The sequence below is a fragment of the Rhizobium sp. 05L419 genome, from assembly GCF_056397845.1.
In genome coordinates, this window is the sequence record NZ_JBFTOF010000004.1 from 67,156 (window position 1) to 83,549 (window position 16,394).

At 61.1% G+C, this 16,394-nt stretch carries 14 protein-coding genes and 2 riboswitches; of the genes, 5 read left to right on the forward strand and 9 right to left on the reverse strand.

Going from position 1 to position 16,394, the window contains the following annotated elements; translation table 11 throughout:
- Positions 1-11: 11 nt before the first annotated feature.
- The 5 genes from nagA to metA form a co-directional block, all read right to left on the reverse strand.
- Positions 12-1,163, reverse strand: coding sequence for an N-acetylglucosamine-6-phosphate deacetylase (gene nagA, locus AC1DMK_RS06375; RefSeq protein WP_477857800.1), 1,152 nt, complete (start codon positions 1,161-1,163; stop codon positions 12-14).
- Positions 1,163-2,194, reverse strand: coding sequence for an SIS domain-containing protein (locus tag AC1DMK_RS06380; protein ID WP_037058997.1), 1,032 nt, complete (start codon positions 2,192-2,194; stop codon positions 1,163-1,165). Before AC1DMK_RS06380 ends, nagA begins: the two co-directional genes overlap by 1 nt.
- Positions 2,191-2,964 (reverse strand): GntR family transcriptional regulator, encoded by a 774-nt coding sequence (locus AC1DMK_RS06385; protein WP_037058998.1) that lies wholly within the window; start codon positions 2,962-2,964, stop codon positions 2,191-2,193. The genes AC1DMK_RS06380 and AC1DMK_RS06385 overlap by 4 nt, the downstream gene beginning before the upstream one ends.
- Before the next feature lie 158 nt (positions 2,965-3,122).
- The gene (locus AC1DMK_RS06390) at positions 3,123-4,145 is read right to left on the reverse strand and encodes an aldose epimerase family protein (protein ID WP_477857803.1); all 1,023 of its coding nucleotides are present in this window, start codon (positions 4,143-4,145) and stop codon (positions 3,123-3,125) included.
- A gap of 127 nt (positions 4,146-4,272) precedes the next feature.
- Positions 4,273-5,196 (reverse strand): homoserine O-acetyltransferase MetA, encoded by a 924-nt coding sequence (gene metA, locus AC1DMK_RS06395; protein WP_477857804.1) that lies wholly within the window; start codon positions 5,194-5,196, stop codon positions 4,273-4,275.
- 35 nt (positions 5,197-5,231) lie between these two features.
- Positions 5,232-5,309: riboswitch (SAM riboswitch) on the reverse strand.
- A 151-nt stretch (positions 5,310-5,460) separates the two neighbouring features.
- Here metA and AC1DMK_RS06400 point away from each other — a divergent pair.
- Positions 5,461-7,287 carry an ABC transporter ATP-binding protein/permease gene (locus AC1DMK_RS06400; RefSeq protein ID WP_037059003.1) on the forward strand — a complete coding sequence of 609 codons (1,827 nt, stop codon included), beginning with the start codon at positions 5,461-5,463 and terminating at the stop codon, positions 7,285-7,287.
- Between the two features lie 4 nt (positions 7,288-7,291).
- On the opposite strand, the gene AC1DMK_RS06405 is transcribed toward AC1DMK_RS06400, so the two are convergent.
- From AC1DMK_RS06405 to AC1DMK_RS06420, 4 genes are all read right to left on the reverse strand, one after another.
- Positions 7,292-7,915 (reverse strand): DUF5666 domain-containing protein, encoded by a 624-nt coding sequence (locus AC1DMK_RS06405; protein WP_477857806.1) that lies wholly within the window; start codon positions 7,913-7,915, stop codon positions 7,292-7,294.
- A 148-nt stretch (positions 7,916-8,063) separates the two neighbouring features.
- Positions 8,064-9,887, reverse strand: a complete 1,824-nt coding sequence (locus AC1DMK_RS06410) for an ABC-F family ATP-binding cassette domain-containing protein (RefSeq protein ID WP_477857808.1) — start codon at positions 9,885-9,887, stop codon at positions 8,064-8,066.
- Positions 9,888-9,890: 3 nt separating this feature from the next.
- The gene (locus AC1DMK_RS06415) at positions 9,891-10,541 is read right to left on the reverse strand and encodes a thiamine diphosphokinase (RefSeq protein WP_477857809.1); all 651 of its coding nucleotides are present in this window, start codon (positions 10,539-10,541) and stop codon (positions 9,891-9,893) included.
- Positions 10,542-10,589: 48 nt separating this feature from the next.
- A complete protein-coding gene (locus AC1DMK_RS06420; protein WP_477857810.1) occupies positions 10,590-11,120 on the reverse strand; it encodes a MarR family winged helix-turn-helix transcriptional regulator in 531 nt (176 codons plus the stop codon).
- Between the two features lie 121 nt (positions 11,121-11,241).
- Here AC1DMK_RS06420 and AC1DMK_RS06425 point away from each other — a divergent pair, with 121 nt between their 5' ends.
- The 4 genes from AC1DMK_RS06425 to AC1DMK_RS06440 all read left to right on the forward strand — a co-directional run bounded on the left by AC1DMK_RS06425 (position 11,242) and on the right by AC1DMK_RS06440 (position 16,359).
- Positions 11,242-12,777: an MDR family MFS transporter gene (locus tag AC1DMK_RS06425; RefSeq protein WP_037059013.1), complete on the forward strand. Its 1,536-nt coding sequence runs from the start codon at positions 11,242-11,244 to the stop codon at positions 12,775-12,777.
- Positions 12,778-12,837: 60 nt separating this feature from the next.
- Positions 12,838-12,954, forward strand: a riboswitch (TPP riboswitch).
- 54 nt (positions 12,955-13,008) lie between these two features.
- Positions 13,009-14,025 carry a thiamine ABC transporter substrate binding subunit gene (gene thiB / locus AC1DMK_RS06430; RefSeq protein ID WP_477858130.1) on the forward strand — a complete coding sequence of 339 codons (1,017 nt, stop codon included), beginning with the start codon at positions 13,009-13,011 and terminating at the stop codon, positions 14,023-14,025.
- The gene (gene thiP, locus AC1DMK_RS06435) at positions 14,025-15,659 is read left to right on the forward strand and encodes a thiamine/thiamine pyrophosphate ABC transporter permease ThiP (RefSeq protein ID WP_477858132.1); all 1,635 of its coding nucleotides are present in this window, start codon (positions 14,025-14,027) and stop codon (positions 15,657-15,659) included. The genes thiB and thiP overlap by 1 nt, the downstream gene beginning before the upstream one ends.
- Positions 15,652-16,359, forward strand: coding sequence for a thiamine ABC transporter ATP-binding protein (locus AC1DMK_RS06440; protein ID WP_477857811.1), 708 nt, complete (start codon positions 15,652-15,654; stop codon positions 16,357-16,359). The genes thiP and AC1DMK_RS06440 overlap by 8 nt, the downstream gene beginning before the upstream one ends.
- Positions 16,360-16,394 lie beyond the last annotated feature (35 nt).

Genomic DNA, 16,394 nt, shown 5'->3' on the forward strand with positions numbered 1-16,394 from the left:
GCTCTTTGTGGCTACGGTGTCTCGCCGCCGATCCAGGTTCGCGTGACTTCGATGCTATCGGTTATGTGCACCAGATCGGCGCGTGCGCCGGGCGCCAGGCGTCCGCGGTCTTCAAGACGAAGGAAACGCGCCGGGTAGAGCGTGGCCATGCGCAAGGCCTCCGCAAGCGTCAGGTCCAGATAGGTGACGCCATAGCGGATGGTCGACGCCATATCGACGTCCGAACCGGCGAGCGTGCCGTCCGAGAGCACCAGCTTTGAGCAGAAACCACCCTTTTCGCGGCGAACGGTACGGCCGTTCAAGACAAACTCATCGTGCTTCGAGCCGACGAGCGACATCGCGTCGGTCACGAAAAAGAGCTTTCCTTCGCCGCGCTTTGCGCGAAGCGCGGTTCGCAGTGCTTTCGGATCCACATGATGGCCGTCGGCGATGATGCCGCACCAGACAGAAGGGTGATCGATTGCCGCACCGACCAGTCCGGGAGCGCGATGCCCCATTTGGCTCATGGCGTTGAAGAGATGGGTGACGCCGCGCGCGCCGGCATCAAAGCGGCTCTCCGCGGCCTGGCTGGAGCAATCGGAGTGGCCGATACTGATGATGATGCCTGCTTCGCTCAGCTCCCGCACCTGCTTCGACGTGACCTGTTCGGCGGCCATCGTCACCATGAGCGTGCCGATCGATTGCTTGGCCGCGACAAGTGTTCTGACGTCCTTTTCCTCGACGGAACGCATCAGTTCGGCGAGATGCGCGCCTTTGCGCGCCGGGGCAAGATGCGGACCCTCGAGATGCAGGCCGGCGACACCGCGGTTCGCCTTCACAGCCTCCTTGGCCGCTTCAAGGGCCATGAGGGTCGCATCTGCCGTGTCGGTGATCAGGGTCGGCAAGAGGGCAGTCGTTCCGTAAGGCCGGTGGCCTTGCGCAATCATGTACATCGAGCTTGCGGACGGATCGTCATTCAGCATCCGGCCGGCGCCGCCGTTTACCTGGGCGTCTATGAAGCCGGCCGAAAGCACGCCGCCGTCCAGCTGGATCGTCTCTCCCTGCGGAAGGTCGTTGCCCGCAGCAATCGTCTCAATGCGCCCATCGGCGATGACGAGTGCCTTGTCGTCGTGGAAGCGCTCGCCGTCAAAGATGCGAGCGCCAGCGATGATTTTGCGAGGCATCAGACCGTCTCCGTGACCTTAAGCAGGTTTGCCGGCTTGTCTGGATCAAAGCCCTTGCGGCGCGTCACCGATTCGATCAGCCGGTAATAGACGAGCAGCGAAACGAGCGGATCGAGAAGGCCATTTCCGGTGGTCGGCACACGCAGATTAATCCCTGCAAGCGGCTGAGACGAGAAGGGAACGGTGGTGGCGCCGAGCTTCTGCAGGCGTTCGAGTGCCTGTACGTTGTTGGCATGGGCTGCGTCGTCGGGCGTAAAGGCAACGATCGGGAATCCGGGCTGCACGAGCCGCATCGGCCCATGCATCAATTCTGCCAGTGAGAAGGCCTCCGCATGCAGGCCAGCGGTTTCCTTGGCCTTGAGGGCAGCCTCAAGAGCAATCGCGAAAGCGGGGCCGCGACCGCCGGTGTAGAGCGACGTGGCGTTGAAGAGGACATCCTCGGCCGCAGCCGTGTCTATCCCTACCGTTGCCAGGAGTGCCTCCGGCAGCTTGTCCAGTGCCGAATGCAGATCGCGCTTGCCGCCGATTGCCGCCGTGACGCCGGAGAGGGCCGCAACAGAAGCGATGAAAGACTTCGTGGCAGCAACGCTCTTTTCGGCGCCGGCGTTGAGGCCGAGCACGATGTCTGCCTGCTTGGCCAGCGGACTGTCCGTGACATTAACGACGGCGATGGTCGTTGCGCCGCCGCGCTTTGCCGCTTCCTGCAGCGCGACGATGTCGGGACTTGCGCCGGATTGCGACACGGTAAAGTGGATACCGCTCTTCAGATGCAGCGGCGCGCCATAGACCGACGCGATCGAAGGGCCGACCGAGGCGACCGGCACGCCGCAGGTGATCTCGAACAGATATTTGAAGAAGGTCGCAGCATGATCGGAAGAGCCGCGCGCAGCCGTTGTGATCACACTTGGGGTGCTTGAGGAAAACAGCTTGGCGATCTCATCGAAAACCGGCTTTTCTTTCTGCAAGAGCGTTGCCACGACATCCGGCGATTGGCCGGCTTCTTGCAACATCAGCGACTGGGTATCACTCATAGGTCGTCTCCGATTCTCAATTCTGCTACAAAATCATATGCATCGCCGCGATAGTGCGAGCGGGTGTATTCAACGACGCGCTGGTCATCCAGCCGCGAAACGCGTTCGATCAGGAGTGCTGGCGCTCCGGGCTTCACATCAAGGGCTGCGGCCGACGACGGATCGAGGGTGACTGCTGTCAGCCTCTGCAGCGCGCGTACGGGGCGGTGGCCGCTGGCTGCGAGCGCTTCATAGAGCGAATCCTCTCCGCCGCCGTTTTCGCCAAGAAATTTGACGGGTACCACTGAGCGGTCGATTGCGAGCGGCAACCCATCTGCGAGGCGGAGGCGGTCAAGGCGAAGCACGCGCTCGTCGACGCCGAGACCGAGCAGGAAGGCTTCCTCGGGCGAGGGCGTATTGATGGTGCGGGACAGGATTTTGGCGGCAGGTACGCGACCGCGCGAGCGCATGTCGGCGGAGAAGGAGGAAAGCCGCCAGAGCGACTGCTCCATGCGCTCGACCCTGCTGGATACAAAGGTGCCGCTGCCATGTCTCGATTCGAGAGTGCCTGCGTTCAGGAGGTCGCGATAAGCGGTGCGAACGGTCACGCGCCCAATTTGCAAGGCTTCGGCAAGATCGCGTTCGCTCGGCAGGGCCGCGCCCGGTTTCAGCAGGCCCTCCTGGACCAATCCGGTGAGAGCCAGTGCAAGGCGCCTGTAGAGCGGCCCGGTACGGGTTCCATCGCGCAGACCCCGGCTATCKATCTCCGCTATCAGACTGGTTCTATCCATGGCTATCAAATAGAACCTATTTAGAACCAATTACAAGCAAGAAATGAGATAAAACAAAAAACCCCCGCAGCTGCCTGCGAGGGTGAGGTGGTGTTCATCGATGGTGCTGGAGTGTGGGCGAGCGAAGCATCACGCATCCTCCGGCGGAGGGGGCGCGGTCAGCTCTTTGAAAAAATGTAGTCCGTTTCCTGTCGCAGCACCTCTCCCGGGCGAACAACCGCGCTCGGGAATCCCTGGTGATTGACCGCGTCCGGCCAGATTTGTGTTTCGAGGCAAAAGCCGGCGAAAGGTCCGTATTTGCGGCCGCCGATCCCGGGCACCGGCACGTTGAGTTTGAAGGCGGCGTAGAACTGCACGCCAGGCTCCGTCGTTCGCACTTCCATCGAAACGCCGGAGTGCAGGCTGCGGGCAAGCGCTACGGAACGCTTGGCGGTGCGTTCGTTCGAGAGGCAGAAATTGTGATCGTATAGCGCCTGCTTGTCGCCATCGAAGCGCTTCATCGAGGACATCTCGCGGAAGTCGAAGACCGTGCCTTCCACCGGGCGCACTTCTCCTGTCGGTATCTGTCTTTCGTCCGTCACCAGATAACCGTCGGCGGCGATCATGATGTCGTGACCGAGCGTGTCCTCGCGACCGTCCAGATTGAAATAGGCATGCTGGCAGACGTTTGCGAGCGTCGGCTGGTCGGTCGTGGTTTCGTAAGTGACCGACAACTCACCGTCGCCGTGCACCCGGTATGTGGCCAGAATGGTGCAGTTGCCGGGATATCCGCCGCGGCCGTCAGCGTCGATAATCTTCAAAACGACGCGATCGACGTCGTGTTCGACGATCGTCCAGTTGCGCTTGGCGATATTGTCGGTGCCGCCGTGAAGATGAGTGATGTCGTTCTCGTTCAGGTCCAGCTGATAGTCCTTGCCGTCCAGCGTGAACTTGCCGCTGCCAATGCGATTGGCGCAGCGACCCGGAGTGGCGCCGAAATAGGAGGAGTGAACGGGGTAGCTGTCGAAGTTGTCGAATCCGAGGGTAAGCGGCGCGTCATGGCCTTCGAGGCGCAAATCCTGGATCACCGCGCCCCATGTCATCACCTTGGCGGTCAGCCCGCCGCCCTCGATCTCGACGCGATAGACGGCTTCGCCCGTCTTGGTCTGCCCGAAAACGTCCCGCTTCAATGTGTCCGCCATCACCACCGCCCTACCTGTATCTTCATGAGGCTCGGAACCTGCCTCCATTTGCCCCAAACCGCAACCGTCACGAGACAAAAAACAAGCGCCGCCTCCCGGAGGCAGCAGCGCTTGCAACGGCCGATGCTCAGCCGTCCTCGCCGATTTCCTTAAGGTCGTAAGGTGTCGTCTGGTAGATCTCGTTGATCCAATTGCCGAACAGCAGATGTGCATGGCTTCGCCAGCGGTTCTGCGGGGCGAGAGATGGATCGTTATGCGGGAAGTAGTTCTGTGGCATCTTGATCGGTACGCCGGCGTTCACATCGCGGAAATACTCGTCGGCAAGCGAGGTGGAGTCATATTCGACGTGGTTGAATATGTAGAGCCGCTTGCCCTTCGCCTCGTGAACGAGGCAAACGCCCATCTCACCCGATTCCATGAGGATCTCGAGGTTTGGCGATTTCTCGATGTCCGGGCGGCGCACTTCGGTCCAGCGTGAGACCGGAACTTCGAAATTGTCAGAAAAACCGTTGAGATAAACCGATGACGGCGAAAGGTTCTTGTGACGGTAGACGCCGAATGCCTTCTCCTTGAGCTCGTGCTTTGGAACGCCGTGGAAGTGATAGATGGCGGCCATTGCGCCCCAGCACACGTTCATCGTCGAATGGACGTTGGTTCGCGTCCAGTCGAAAATCTGCTGCATTTCGCCCCAATAGGTGACGTCTTCGTAGGGCAGCGTTTCGATCGGCGCACCGGTGATGATGAAACCGTCGAACTTGCGATGCTTCACCTCCTCCCATGTCTGGTAGAATGAGAGAAGATGCTCTTCCGCGGTGTTCTTGGCCTTGTGGTTTCCGACCCTGACGAGCGACAGCTCGACCTGCAGCGGCGAGGCGCCGACAAGGCGTGCCATCTGCAGCTCGGTCTTGATCTTGTTCGGCATGAGATTGAGAAGCCCGATCTGCAACGGACGGATGTCCTGACGGATTGCTTCCGTCTCGGTCATCACGCGCACACCTTCCTGAACCAGGGTTTCAAAGGCGGGCAGGGTATCGGGGATCTTGATGGGCATTGCGGTCACTCGATGAAAAAAACGAAAATATCGCTATCGGTCCGCACGCGGCCCTTTAGCAACTTCTTTAACGTGGCTGCAAGCCGGCCGGCCAAATCACCACGGAATGCCTTAAATAGCGCCAGTTGGGTTGCGAATCAATCACTGAAAAAGACGGGCCTGCGGGCTGGCGGTAACTCACGCATTAATGCGTGCTAGAATCTGTTGCTGGACAGGCTGAAACACCATGTTATTCAGATGGGATAGACCGCTTAGGGAAGCATAATGGCAGATGACGTCAAAGGCAGGCCGAGGATTCAGGGACAGGACAGGGTAGGTTACGACCTCAGCCTGGTCTACCGGCTGAAGGTGATGTTCTCAGCGTTTTGGAATTCCAGGGTGCGGGGACGTGTTCTTGTTCTGTCGACTGCGTTGATCGCCATCATCCTGGCCACCGCATATGCCACTGTCATCCTCAATCAGTGGAATGCGCCGTTCTACGATAGTATCTCGCGACGTGACCTGCCGGGCTTCTTTCACCAGCTCAAAATCTTTGCGATGATTGCCGGCATGCTTTTGCTGCTCAACGTCATACAGGCTTGGCTCAACCAGATGACGGCGCTTTTTATGCGTGAGGGCCTGACGCGCGACCTTGTCGACCAGTGGCTGCAGCGCAAGCGCGCGCTTCGCCTGGCGTCAAGGGGCCTGATCGGCGTCAACCCGGACCAGCGCTTGCACGAGGATGCGCGCAATCTTGCGGAAAGCACGACGGGCCTGGTCATCGGCCTTGTGCAATCGACCATCCTTCTCGTGAGCTTCATCGGCGTGCTATGGGAGCTTTCCAGCGGCTTCGTCTTTCACTTCGGCCTGCACAGTTTTTCCATTCCGGGCTATATGGTCTGGGCCGCAATCTTTTATGCAGCCTCTGCCTCCGTGCTCAGCCAGCTTGTCGGCCGCAAGCTTGTGAAGCTGAATGCCGATCGCTTTTCGAAGGAAGCAGAGCTCCGCTTTGCCCTGATGCATGCCAACGAAAACATACCCGCCATCACGGCTGCGCGCGGCGAGGAAAACGAGCGGGGGCGCATCAACAACGATATCAGCGCGGTTCTCACCGTCATCAAAAGGGTGGCGATGGCAAACGTCAATCTCACCTGGGTTTCGGCCGGCTATGGTTGGCTCGTCGTCGTCATCCCTATCATCGTTGCTGCGCCCGCCTATTTCTCCGGCGGGCTGACCTTCGGCCAGTTGATGATGTCGGTCGGCGCGTTCAATCAGGTGAATACGGCCCTGCGCTGGTATGTCTCGAATTTCGGCCCGATTGCCGAATGGCGAGCCACGTTGATGCGGGTCACCGATTTTCGTCAGGCGCTGACAACCATGGGCGACGACGTCGATCTCAAGGAGATGATTGCCTATGAGAGGAGCGCTCCCGGGACGCTGACGCTCGACAATGTCAGGATCGCGGCCAAGATCGACGAACAGATCGACCAGTGCGGCGGCTTCCGGGTGCGTGAGAACAGCGTGACGATCAAGGCCGGTGAGAAGGTCATGATCAACGGCGACCACAACGTCAATCGCAAGCTCCTCTTCCTTGCGCTTTCCGAGCTCTGGCCGTGCGGTGGCGGCAAGATCGGTCTGCCGCCCGCCGACGACATGCTTTTCGTTCCGCAGTCCGCCTATATCCCAGGTGGAACGCTTCGCGAAGCTCTGGCATTCCCCGAGCCTGCGGAGACCTACAAGAACGAAGATGTCGAGGCAGCCCTTGAGAAGGCCGGGCTGCACAACCTGATTGCCCGGCTCGACACGCGCGCGCGCTGGGACAAGCTGCTGGATTCTGACGAGCAGCGTGCCATCGGCTTTGCCCGGCTGCTTCTCGTTCGGCCGCGCTGGATCGTTTTCGACGAGGTGCTGGAAGGCATGGAGCCGGAATGGCAGGCCACGATGATGAAGGTGCTTACCTCGGTGCCCGAGAGCACGATGATCTATATCGGCCGCTCCGAAGCCTATGTGGAAGCGTTTCAGCCGCGGGTGCTGCATCTCGATGCGCTGGCGGCCAAGCCGGAAGCGAAGGTCGTGGCAAAAGCCCCGAATGCGCGGGCGCCAGCGCTCTGACCGCTCACATCGGCGGGACAACACCGTTCGTGCCGACGGTCACCTGGGATGCAGAGATCGTGCCGTCGGCCGTTTTTTCGCCCATCACGATCACCCGGGCACCCGGCGTCAGATCCGCCTTGCCGGCGGGCGTGAAGGTGACGATCGGCGTATCGTCAGCGATTGATATGGTCTTTTCCTTGCCTTGGTAAGTCAGCGTAATGGTGTGGCCATCGACCGCCTTGACCGCCTTGGCAACGGTTGCATTGGTCATAGTGCTGTTCGGCTTCAAATCCCAGGGGCGGCTGCCTTCGCCGGTGCCTTTCATCGCCGCGGGAAAGATCAGAACCTCCAGGGCTCCGTCGCCGCCGTCAGCCTTCGGCAGCGACGCAACGCCGACGAAATCTCCCGGCTTGATATCTTCAACCGACGCCTTCTTGATGCCCCCTACTTTCCAGTCAGGCTTCAGCGACACTGTCTGGTCGGCGCCCTCCCTGGTCTTGACGACAAGCGTGTCGCCGTTGAGGCTTTCGATGGCGCCGCGCACATGCACGCGCTGTGCGTCCGCGGCGAATGCGGTTTGCGATGCGATCGTGAGGACACTTGCAGCGAGGGCGGCGGCCACTGAGATGTTAGGATTGCGGGACATGGTCTGTCTCCATGCGGTCGTCTGGTCGGTGTGCTTCGACCGCGCGGTTGCAGTTTAGTCCCGGCGCTGGAACGCTGACGAATCAATGAAAAGTGAGGAGCCCGGCCGATGCCGCATGGAGCTGAGCCCGCTCTGAAGGCGGGCTTGTTCAGCCCTCCAATTCTTCCCGCAGCATTTCGAGTTCCAGCCATTCCTCTTCCATCTTCGTCAGGCTGCCGCGGAATTTCTCCATCTCGGCGGCGAGACGGCTGAACGTGGCGGGATCCTTGCTGAAGAGTGCCGGGTCGGCCATCTTTTCCTCGCGCCTGGCGATTTCGGCTTCGGCCTTTGCCATCTCCTTGGGCAGGTTATCGAGCGCGAACTTCTGCTTGAAGGAGAGCTTGCCCTTTCCCTTTGGTGCCTCGGCGACGGCTGCTGTGCCCGGCGTCTTCGACCTCGCCGCCCTCTCGGCTTTTTTGCGCTCGTCGGCAGCACCCTTGCGCTGTACGAGCATATCGGAATAGCCGCCGGCATATTCGATCCAGCGTCCGTCCGGCGCATCGGGTGCGGCGGGTGCGATTGTCGACGTCACCGTACGATCGAGGAAATCGCGGTCGTGGCTGACGAGAATGACGGTGCCAGGAAAGCCGGCGACAATCTCCTGCAGCAGATCCAGGGTCTCGATATCGAGATCGTTTGTCGGCTCGTCGAGGATCAACAGGTTTGCCGGGCGCGACATGATACGCGCCAGCATGAGGCGTGCACGCTCTCCGCCCGAGAGGTTCTTGATCGGCGTGCGCGCCTGCTCGGGCTGAAACAGGAATTCCTTCATGTAGCCCGTGACGTGGCGCTGCTCGCCATTGACGAGCAGGTTGTCGCCGCGGCCGTCCGTCAGATAGTGGGCGAGTGTCTCGTCGGGGTTGAGGTCCTCGCGCTTCTGATCGAGCGTGGCGATTTCCAGGTTGGTGCCGAGCTTGACCGTGCCGCTATCGGGCGAAAGCTGCCCGGTCAGCATCTTCAGCAATGTCGTCTTTCCCGCGCCATTCGGCCCGACGAGACCGATGCAATCGCCGCGATGCACACGGATCGAAAACGGCGTGACGATCGGCCGGTCGCCGAATGCCTTGGTGATCTTGTCGGCTTCGATGACAAGTTTGCCCGATTCCTGCGCATCGGAGACAGTTGCCTGCACCGTGCCCTGCGGACCCTGGTGTCCACGATAGTTCGAACGCATCGTCTGCAGTTCGCCAAGGCGGCGCATGTTGCGCTTGCGTCGTGCCGTGACGCCGTAGCGAAGCCAGTGCTCCTCGCGTTCGATCGCCTTGCCGAGCTTGTGCTGCTCGAGCTCCTCGGCTTCCAGCACCTGGTCGCGCCAGGCTTCGAAGTGGGCAAAGCCCCGGTCGAGCCGGCGCGAGGTGCCGCGATCGAGCCAGACGGTTGCGGTCGAGACCTTTTCGAGGAAGCGACGGTCATGCGAAATCAGAACGAGTGCACTTCGGGTCTTCTGCAGTTCGCCTTCCAGCCATTCGATCGTCGGCAGGTCGAGATGGTTGGTCGGCTCGTCGAGCAGGAGAATATCGGGCTCGGGGGCAAGGACGCGCGCGAGAGCAGCGCGGCGTGCCTCGCCGCCGGAGAGGTTTTTCGGATCTTCTTCGCCCGTCAGGCCAAGATGCGAGAGCAGATAGGTGACGCGATAGGGATCGTCGCCCGGCCCGAGCCCAGCCTCGGCGTAGGCTTGCACTGTCTTGTGGGTTCCGAAGTCGGGAGCCTGCTCGAGATAGCGGACCGTTGAGGAGGGATGGCGAAAAACCTCACCGGACTGGGCTTCGACCATGCCGGCTGCGATCTTGAGAAGCGTCGACTTTCCCGAGCCATTGCGGCCGACAAGGCAGATCTTGTCTCCAGGCTCCACCTGCAGCGCAGCACCGGCCAGGAGCGGTGCGCCGCCGAAGCTCAGGAAAATATCATCGAGTTTAAGAATGGGGGGCGCCAAAAATCAGACTCCGGAAAGATCGTAGGGGCGGGCGAGCACGATGGCGCGGCCGCTTTGAAGCGAGAAGCGCACAGTGCCTTGCGCGACATTGGAAATGGTGCGCGAGGAACCGAACGGCAAATGAAAATCCGCCAGCCGATAGCGTGCATTTTCGATGGACAGCCCACGCAGCTCGCTGAAGCCTGTGACCGAGAAGAGACTTCCCGGTGGGAGATCGAGGCTGATCGTGCCGGCAATAAGCGGCACGGCCTCTTCACTGCCCGACGTCAGCAGCACGTCCAGGCCCTGTTCGGCGAGGCTGACCGCATAGAGCAGATGCTGGATCGCATGATCGGAGCGTTCGCCTGCCAGCGCGCCGACAAGGATCAGCCGATCTGCACCACGTTTGATGGCTTCCGATACGGCGATCTCACCATCGGTCGAGGCCTTTGCCGTCGGGTAGGCCTGCTTTTGCACATGCGCAAACGCGCTCTCAAGATCTGCAGGGGTGGAATCGAAGTCGCCGACCCAGAGTTCGGGCACAACGCCCAGAGCAGCGGCATGCCGCATGCCTCCATCGGCAGCAATGAAGCGTGTGCCCGAGACTGCCTGGCGCAGCCGATCGGTCCGTTGCAACTCGCCGCCGAGCAGAATGGTGAAGGTGGATTGGCTCATGGGCATTGCCCATAGCGCAAAGCGGGGGTGAAGGGGAAGGGGCGCAGATCAGGCTTCGTCGGCCTCATCCTTCATGCGAGCCTGAAAAACGGCCTCAAAGCCGGAGATGTACCGGTCGAAAAGCCTTGCAAAGGTGTCGATATCCTCCTTCGGCCAGTCCTCGACGATTTCGCAGACGATCTTGAGCTTCTGTGCCTTCAGTTCCGACAGCAGTCTCTGGCCGAGTGGCGTCATGACGACGACGATCCGGCGGGCATCGGCCTGGGATGCCTTGCGGCGAAGCACGTTGCGGCCGACCATGTCGGAGACGACACGGCTTGCTCGGGATGGATCGATGCGCATCATTTCGGCAATGGTGCCGACTGTGACTTCGCCGTTGTCCTGGGCCCGGCGAACCGCATCAAGGACGTCGAGATGCGAAAGTTCGAGGCCAGGGGCGATGGTCTGTATGGCAAGCCGGCCGATCAGCCGTCGGCCGGTCATCAGCCGCATGCGGGTCATGCTTTGGCCGATGTACATGACGCCTTCGCTTGTCCCGGCGGGGTCGATATCGGCAGATTTGGTCGTGGTCTCGTTCATCGGAAAATCATAGCAGAATGCGGCCACAATGAGAACATGCAAATGTCATGAATGTGACATTGACAATTATATGCCAATAGCACATAAATTCGACCTGCCGACCCAATCGGAAATGAAGCCCATGGATATGCAAACTGCCCCGGCGCCGCTCGTGACGGATCACCGCCGCCGGCTCGTTCTCTTTCTTTTTCTGATGACCGCCATGTTCATGGCAACGCTTGACAACCAGATCGTCGCGACCGCCCTGCCGACAATCGTCGGCGAGTTCGGTCATCTCGAGCGATTCAGCTGGATCGGCTCGGCCTATCTTCTCGCCGTGAGCGCGGTGATGCCGCTCTATGGAAAGCTCGGGGACCTTTTCGGCCGCAAGTATGTGATGATGGCGGCGATCATGATCTTCACGGTCGGGTCTGCGGTCTGCGGTCTGGCTGTCTCCATGAACACGCTGATTGCCGCCCGCGTCCTGCAAGGGCTTGGCGGCGGCGGCATCATGGTGTCGATCTTCGCGGTCAATGCCGACCTCTTCGAGCCGCGCGAACGCGCGCGCTACCAAAGCTATTCGAGCCTTGTGTTGATGGCCTCCGGCGCGATCGGGCCGGTTCTCGGCGGTACGATGAGCGACCTTTTCGGCTGGCGCTCGATCTTCCTCGTCAACGTACCGATCGGCTTTGTGGTGCTGGCAGGCCTTGCCTTCATGCTTCCCTATCGAAAGCCGAACCGCCGTCCGAAGATCGACTATGCGGGCGCGCTCCTTCTTGCCCTGACGACGACCTGCGTTGTGCTTGCGGCCGATGGCAGCCAGCTCTTCGGCTCGCTGATCTCCGCGCAAAACGTGGTGATCGTTGCCTTCGGTGTCGTCTGCGCCATCGCATGGGTCCTCGTCGAACGCCGCGCCGCCGAACCGATCGTTCCGCTGTCGCTGTTTGGCAACTCCACGTTCGGCCTGTTGCTCGCCATGTCGATCATGAGCGGCGCGATCGGGATCGGCATGGTGAATTATTTCGCGCTTTTCCTGCAGACGACGACCGGCCTTTCGCCATCGGCAGCCGGCGGCCTCTTCGTTCTTCTGACCGGCGGCATCGTGTGCGGTTCGCTGTCGGCCGGGCGCATTATCTCGGCCACCGGACGATACAAGCCCTTGGCAATCGCCAGCCTGACCTGCAGCGCGGCCGCGTTTGCGCTGCTTTCTCAGGTTCACGCGGGAACGCCGGTCTTTCTGATCGGGGCCATTATGGCGTTTCACGGCATCGGTGTCGGCCTGGCGCAGCAGGTTCCGATCATCGGCGTGCAGAATGGCGCACCCGCCCGCGACGTCGGCGCAGCGACCGGATCGGTGACGCTGTCGCGCATGGGCGGGGCATCGATTGCGATTTCCATGTATGGCGCCATCGTTGGTTCGCAGCTCGGCAGGACGGGTCTCTCCATTCCCGGTGTGACCGACATCGAGCAGCTGACGCCGAAAATGATGGCGGCTTTGCCGGATGCGACACGGCAGGCCGTGGCGGATGCCTATTCCAGTGCGTTCACACCACTGTTCATGACCTCCTGCGCCATCGCGCTCGTCGGCCTTCTGGCGGCTCTGATGCTAAAGCCGGTGCAGCTGCCGCGAACAGGCGAGTTCAAGCAACCTGCAACGTCCACCGAAGCGGCTGAATAAACAAAAGGAGGCGGGTGCCGCCGCCTCTTGCTATCCGCCGATCGCGACGATACACCTTTCCCCGCTCTAACGGGGTGCCTTGTGTCCAGCGGACATGGGGCTGAGAGGCTTTGCAAAAGCTAACCCGCGGAACCTGATCCGGTTAACACCGGCGGAGGGATTAGACGCGTGACACCAGGCACCGCCCTTTTCCCCTTCAAGAAAACCTAGAGGAGAGGTGCCATGCCCACAATGTTCAAGAACCGATCATTCGTCGCTGCCGCGATAGCTGCGTCTGTCGCCGTGTCGATGACGCCGGCCAAGGCCGCCGACAAGGCTCTGACCGTCTATACCTACGAAAGCTTCACGTCGGAGTGGGGTCCCGGGCCCAAGGTGAAAGCAGCGTTTGAAAAGACCTGCAACTGCACCGTCAATTTCGTCAGCGTGGCTGACGGCGTGGCCCTGCTTTCCCGCCTCAAGCTCGAGGGTGCAGGCACCAAGGCCGACGTCGTGCTTGGCCTCGACACCAATCTCATCACCGAAGCCAAGGCGACTGGCCTGTTCGACGTCAGCGGCGTGGACACCAATGGCCTGAAGGTTCCAGGCGACTACAAGGATGAGGTGTTCGTGCCCTACGACTACGGCCATTTTGCCGTCATCTACGACACGCAGACGATCAAGAATCCGCCGCGCAGCATGAAGGATCTGGTCGAGGGCGATCCGTCGCAAAAGATCGTCATCGAAGATCCGCGTACCTCCACGCCGGGCCTTGGCCTGCTGCTGTGGGTGAAATCCGTCTACGGCGACAAAGCTCCGGACGCCTGGGCAAAGCTCAAGGGACGGGTCCTGACGGTGACGCCCGGCTGGTCGGAAGCCTATGGCCTGTTCACCAAGGGGGAGGCCCCGATGGTGCTCTCCTATACGACCTCGCCAGCCTACCACATGGTTGCGGAGAATACCGATCGCTATCAGGCGGCTGCCTTCTCCGAGGGACACTACGTCCAGATCGAAGTGGCGGGCCTGCTGAAGAACGCAGCGGACAAGGAACTCGCGCGCGACTTCCTGAAGTTCATGGTAACGCCGGACTTCCAGGATACCATACCGACCAATAACTGGATGATGCCGGTCTCCGCGACATCCCAGCCGCTGCCCGACGCTTTCGGCAAGCTCGTCAATCCGTCGAAGACCTTTCTCATGAGCTCCGACGAGGTCGCCGCGAACCGCAAGGCCTGGATCGACGAGTGGCTGGCTGCCATGAGCATGAATTGATGCTGCTGACTGCGGCCGAAAAGCGTTACGCGATCACCGGCGGGGCAATCAGCCTCGCCGGTATCGTCTTTTTCGTCTGCCTGGCGGCGTTTGCGCTGCTCGTGTCGAGCGGTGCGGTGTCGATCTCAGGGGCGCTTCTCGACCCCTACATCTTGACAGTCGTGCGCTTCACCTTGTTGCAGGCGTCTTTATCGACCGTTCTGTCGATCATCTTTGCCATTCCGATTGCACAAGCGCTGGCGCGCCAACCGCGCTTTCCCGGCCGGATCTGGATTGTTCGCCTCATGGCGGTGCCGATGGGGCTGCCGGTGCTGATCGGCGCATTGGGCCTGATCGGCATATGGGGCAGGCAGGGAATGCTGAATTCGCTGCTGACGAGCGCCGGCGTTGCCGAGCCGATCAGCATTTACGGCCTTGCCGGCATTGTGCTGGCGCATGTCTTCTTCAATCTGCCCTTGGCCTGCCGGTTGATGCTGGCAGCGCTGGAGCGTGTACCGGGTGAATACTGGCTGATGGCGAGCGGTCTCGGCATGCGGCGTGGCTCCATTTTCCGCTTCATCGAATGGCCCGTGCTGGGCTCGATCATTCCAGGTGTTGCAGGCCTGATCTTCATGCTGTGCGCCACAAGCTTCACGCTGGTGCTGACACTTGGCGGCGGTCCGGCCGCGACGACCATCGAGGTCGCGATTTACCAGTCGCTGCGTTTCGACTTCGATCCTGGTCGGGCCGTCGCGCTGTCGTTGCTGCAGATCGCACTCACCGCCATCGTGCTTGGCGTGCTCGCTCTTTTGCCCGCTATCGGCGATGACGGGCTGACATCAGGCAAAGCCGTCCGCCGGCCGGATGGATCGCTGCTCGGTGCCCGCCTCGCCGATAGCGGTCTGCTGGTGCTCACGGTGCTTTTCCTGGGCTTGCCTTTGATGGCCGTTGTGGTCGCAGGTCTGCGTGCCAATCTCGTGAAACTGATCGTAGAGCCGATCTTCTGGCAGGCGACCGCCACCAGTGCCGCAATTTCGCTTTCTGCTGCCGTGCTGTCGCTGGCTGTTTCGGGCGCCTTGGTGCGCGCGCGCCACACCGTCTTTCTGCAGGGAGAAAGGGGCCGCGGCGCCCGCGCGTTCTTCGCAGCGATGGGAAGCGCATCCTCACTGGTGTTGCTCGTTCCGCCGATTGTCCTTGCGACGGGCTGGTTCATGGCCCTGAGGAGCATCGGCGATGCCGGCACCTATGCGCCGGTCCTCGTCGTCGTCATCAATGCGCTGATGTCTCTGCCATTTGTGATGCGCGTGCTCGAACCGGCCTACGCCATTCATCAACGGCGGACGCAACGGTTGCGCGCCAGCCTTGGCATCTGCGGCCTTGCCCGTCTGCGCCTGATCGATTGGCCCGTGTTGCGCAAGCCGGTGCTGACTGCGGTTTCTTTCGCCACGGCGCTATCGCTGGGCGATCTCGGTGCTGTCGCACTGTTCGGTTCGGACAGTTTCGTGACGCTCCCCTGGCTGGTCTACAGTCGCATGGGCAGCTATCGAACCAACGATGCGGACGGACTGGCGCTTATCCTCGGGGTCATCTGCCTCCTTCTGACGATCGCAGGCACCATGGGACAACCGAGCAAGGAGCCCGCATCACATGGCTGATGGCATCGAAATGCATGATGTTTGCCTAGCGTTGGGCGGGCACGCGTTCTTCTTCGACTGCGACCTGCCGGCGGCAGCCGTCATTGCAGTGACGGGTGCTTCGGGAGCCGGAAAGTCGACATTTCTCAATTTGCTGGCTGGCTTCGACGTGCCGACGCAAGGGCGTATCCTGATCGCGGGACAGGATGTCAGCGCCGTGCATCCGGCCGGACGACCGGTTTCGCTCGTCTTTCAGGACAACAACCTGTTCGCGCATCTCGATGTTTTCACCAATGTCGGGCTCGGCGTCGATCCGGCCATGAAACTCTCGCGGGCCGATCGGTCGTCGATCGTTTCGGCACTGGAAAAAGTCGGCCTCGGCGGATTCGAGAAGCGGATGCCGGGGACACTTTCCGGCGGAGAGCGCCAGCGCGTCGCCTTTGCCCGCGCGCTCGTTCGCAGGCGGCCGGTGTTGCTGCTCGACGAGCCATTTGCGGCGCTCGACCCTGGCTTGCGCAACGACATGGCGGCGTTGCTTCTGGACATGCATCGCGATACCGGGAACACCGTGGTCGTGGTTTCGCATGATCCGGACGAGGTACGCCGGATTGCCGACCATGCAGTTTTCATCGAGGACGGCCGGGTCGCCGTTAGCGCTCCGATTGCAGGGTTTCTGGCTGGGGACGAGCATCCCGGTTTGCGTCAATTTCTCCGCGGTTGACGAATATAGGCGGAGTAACGGCACTTTCGCCATAA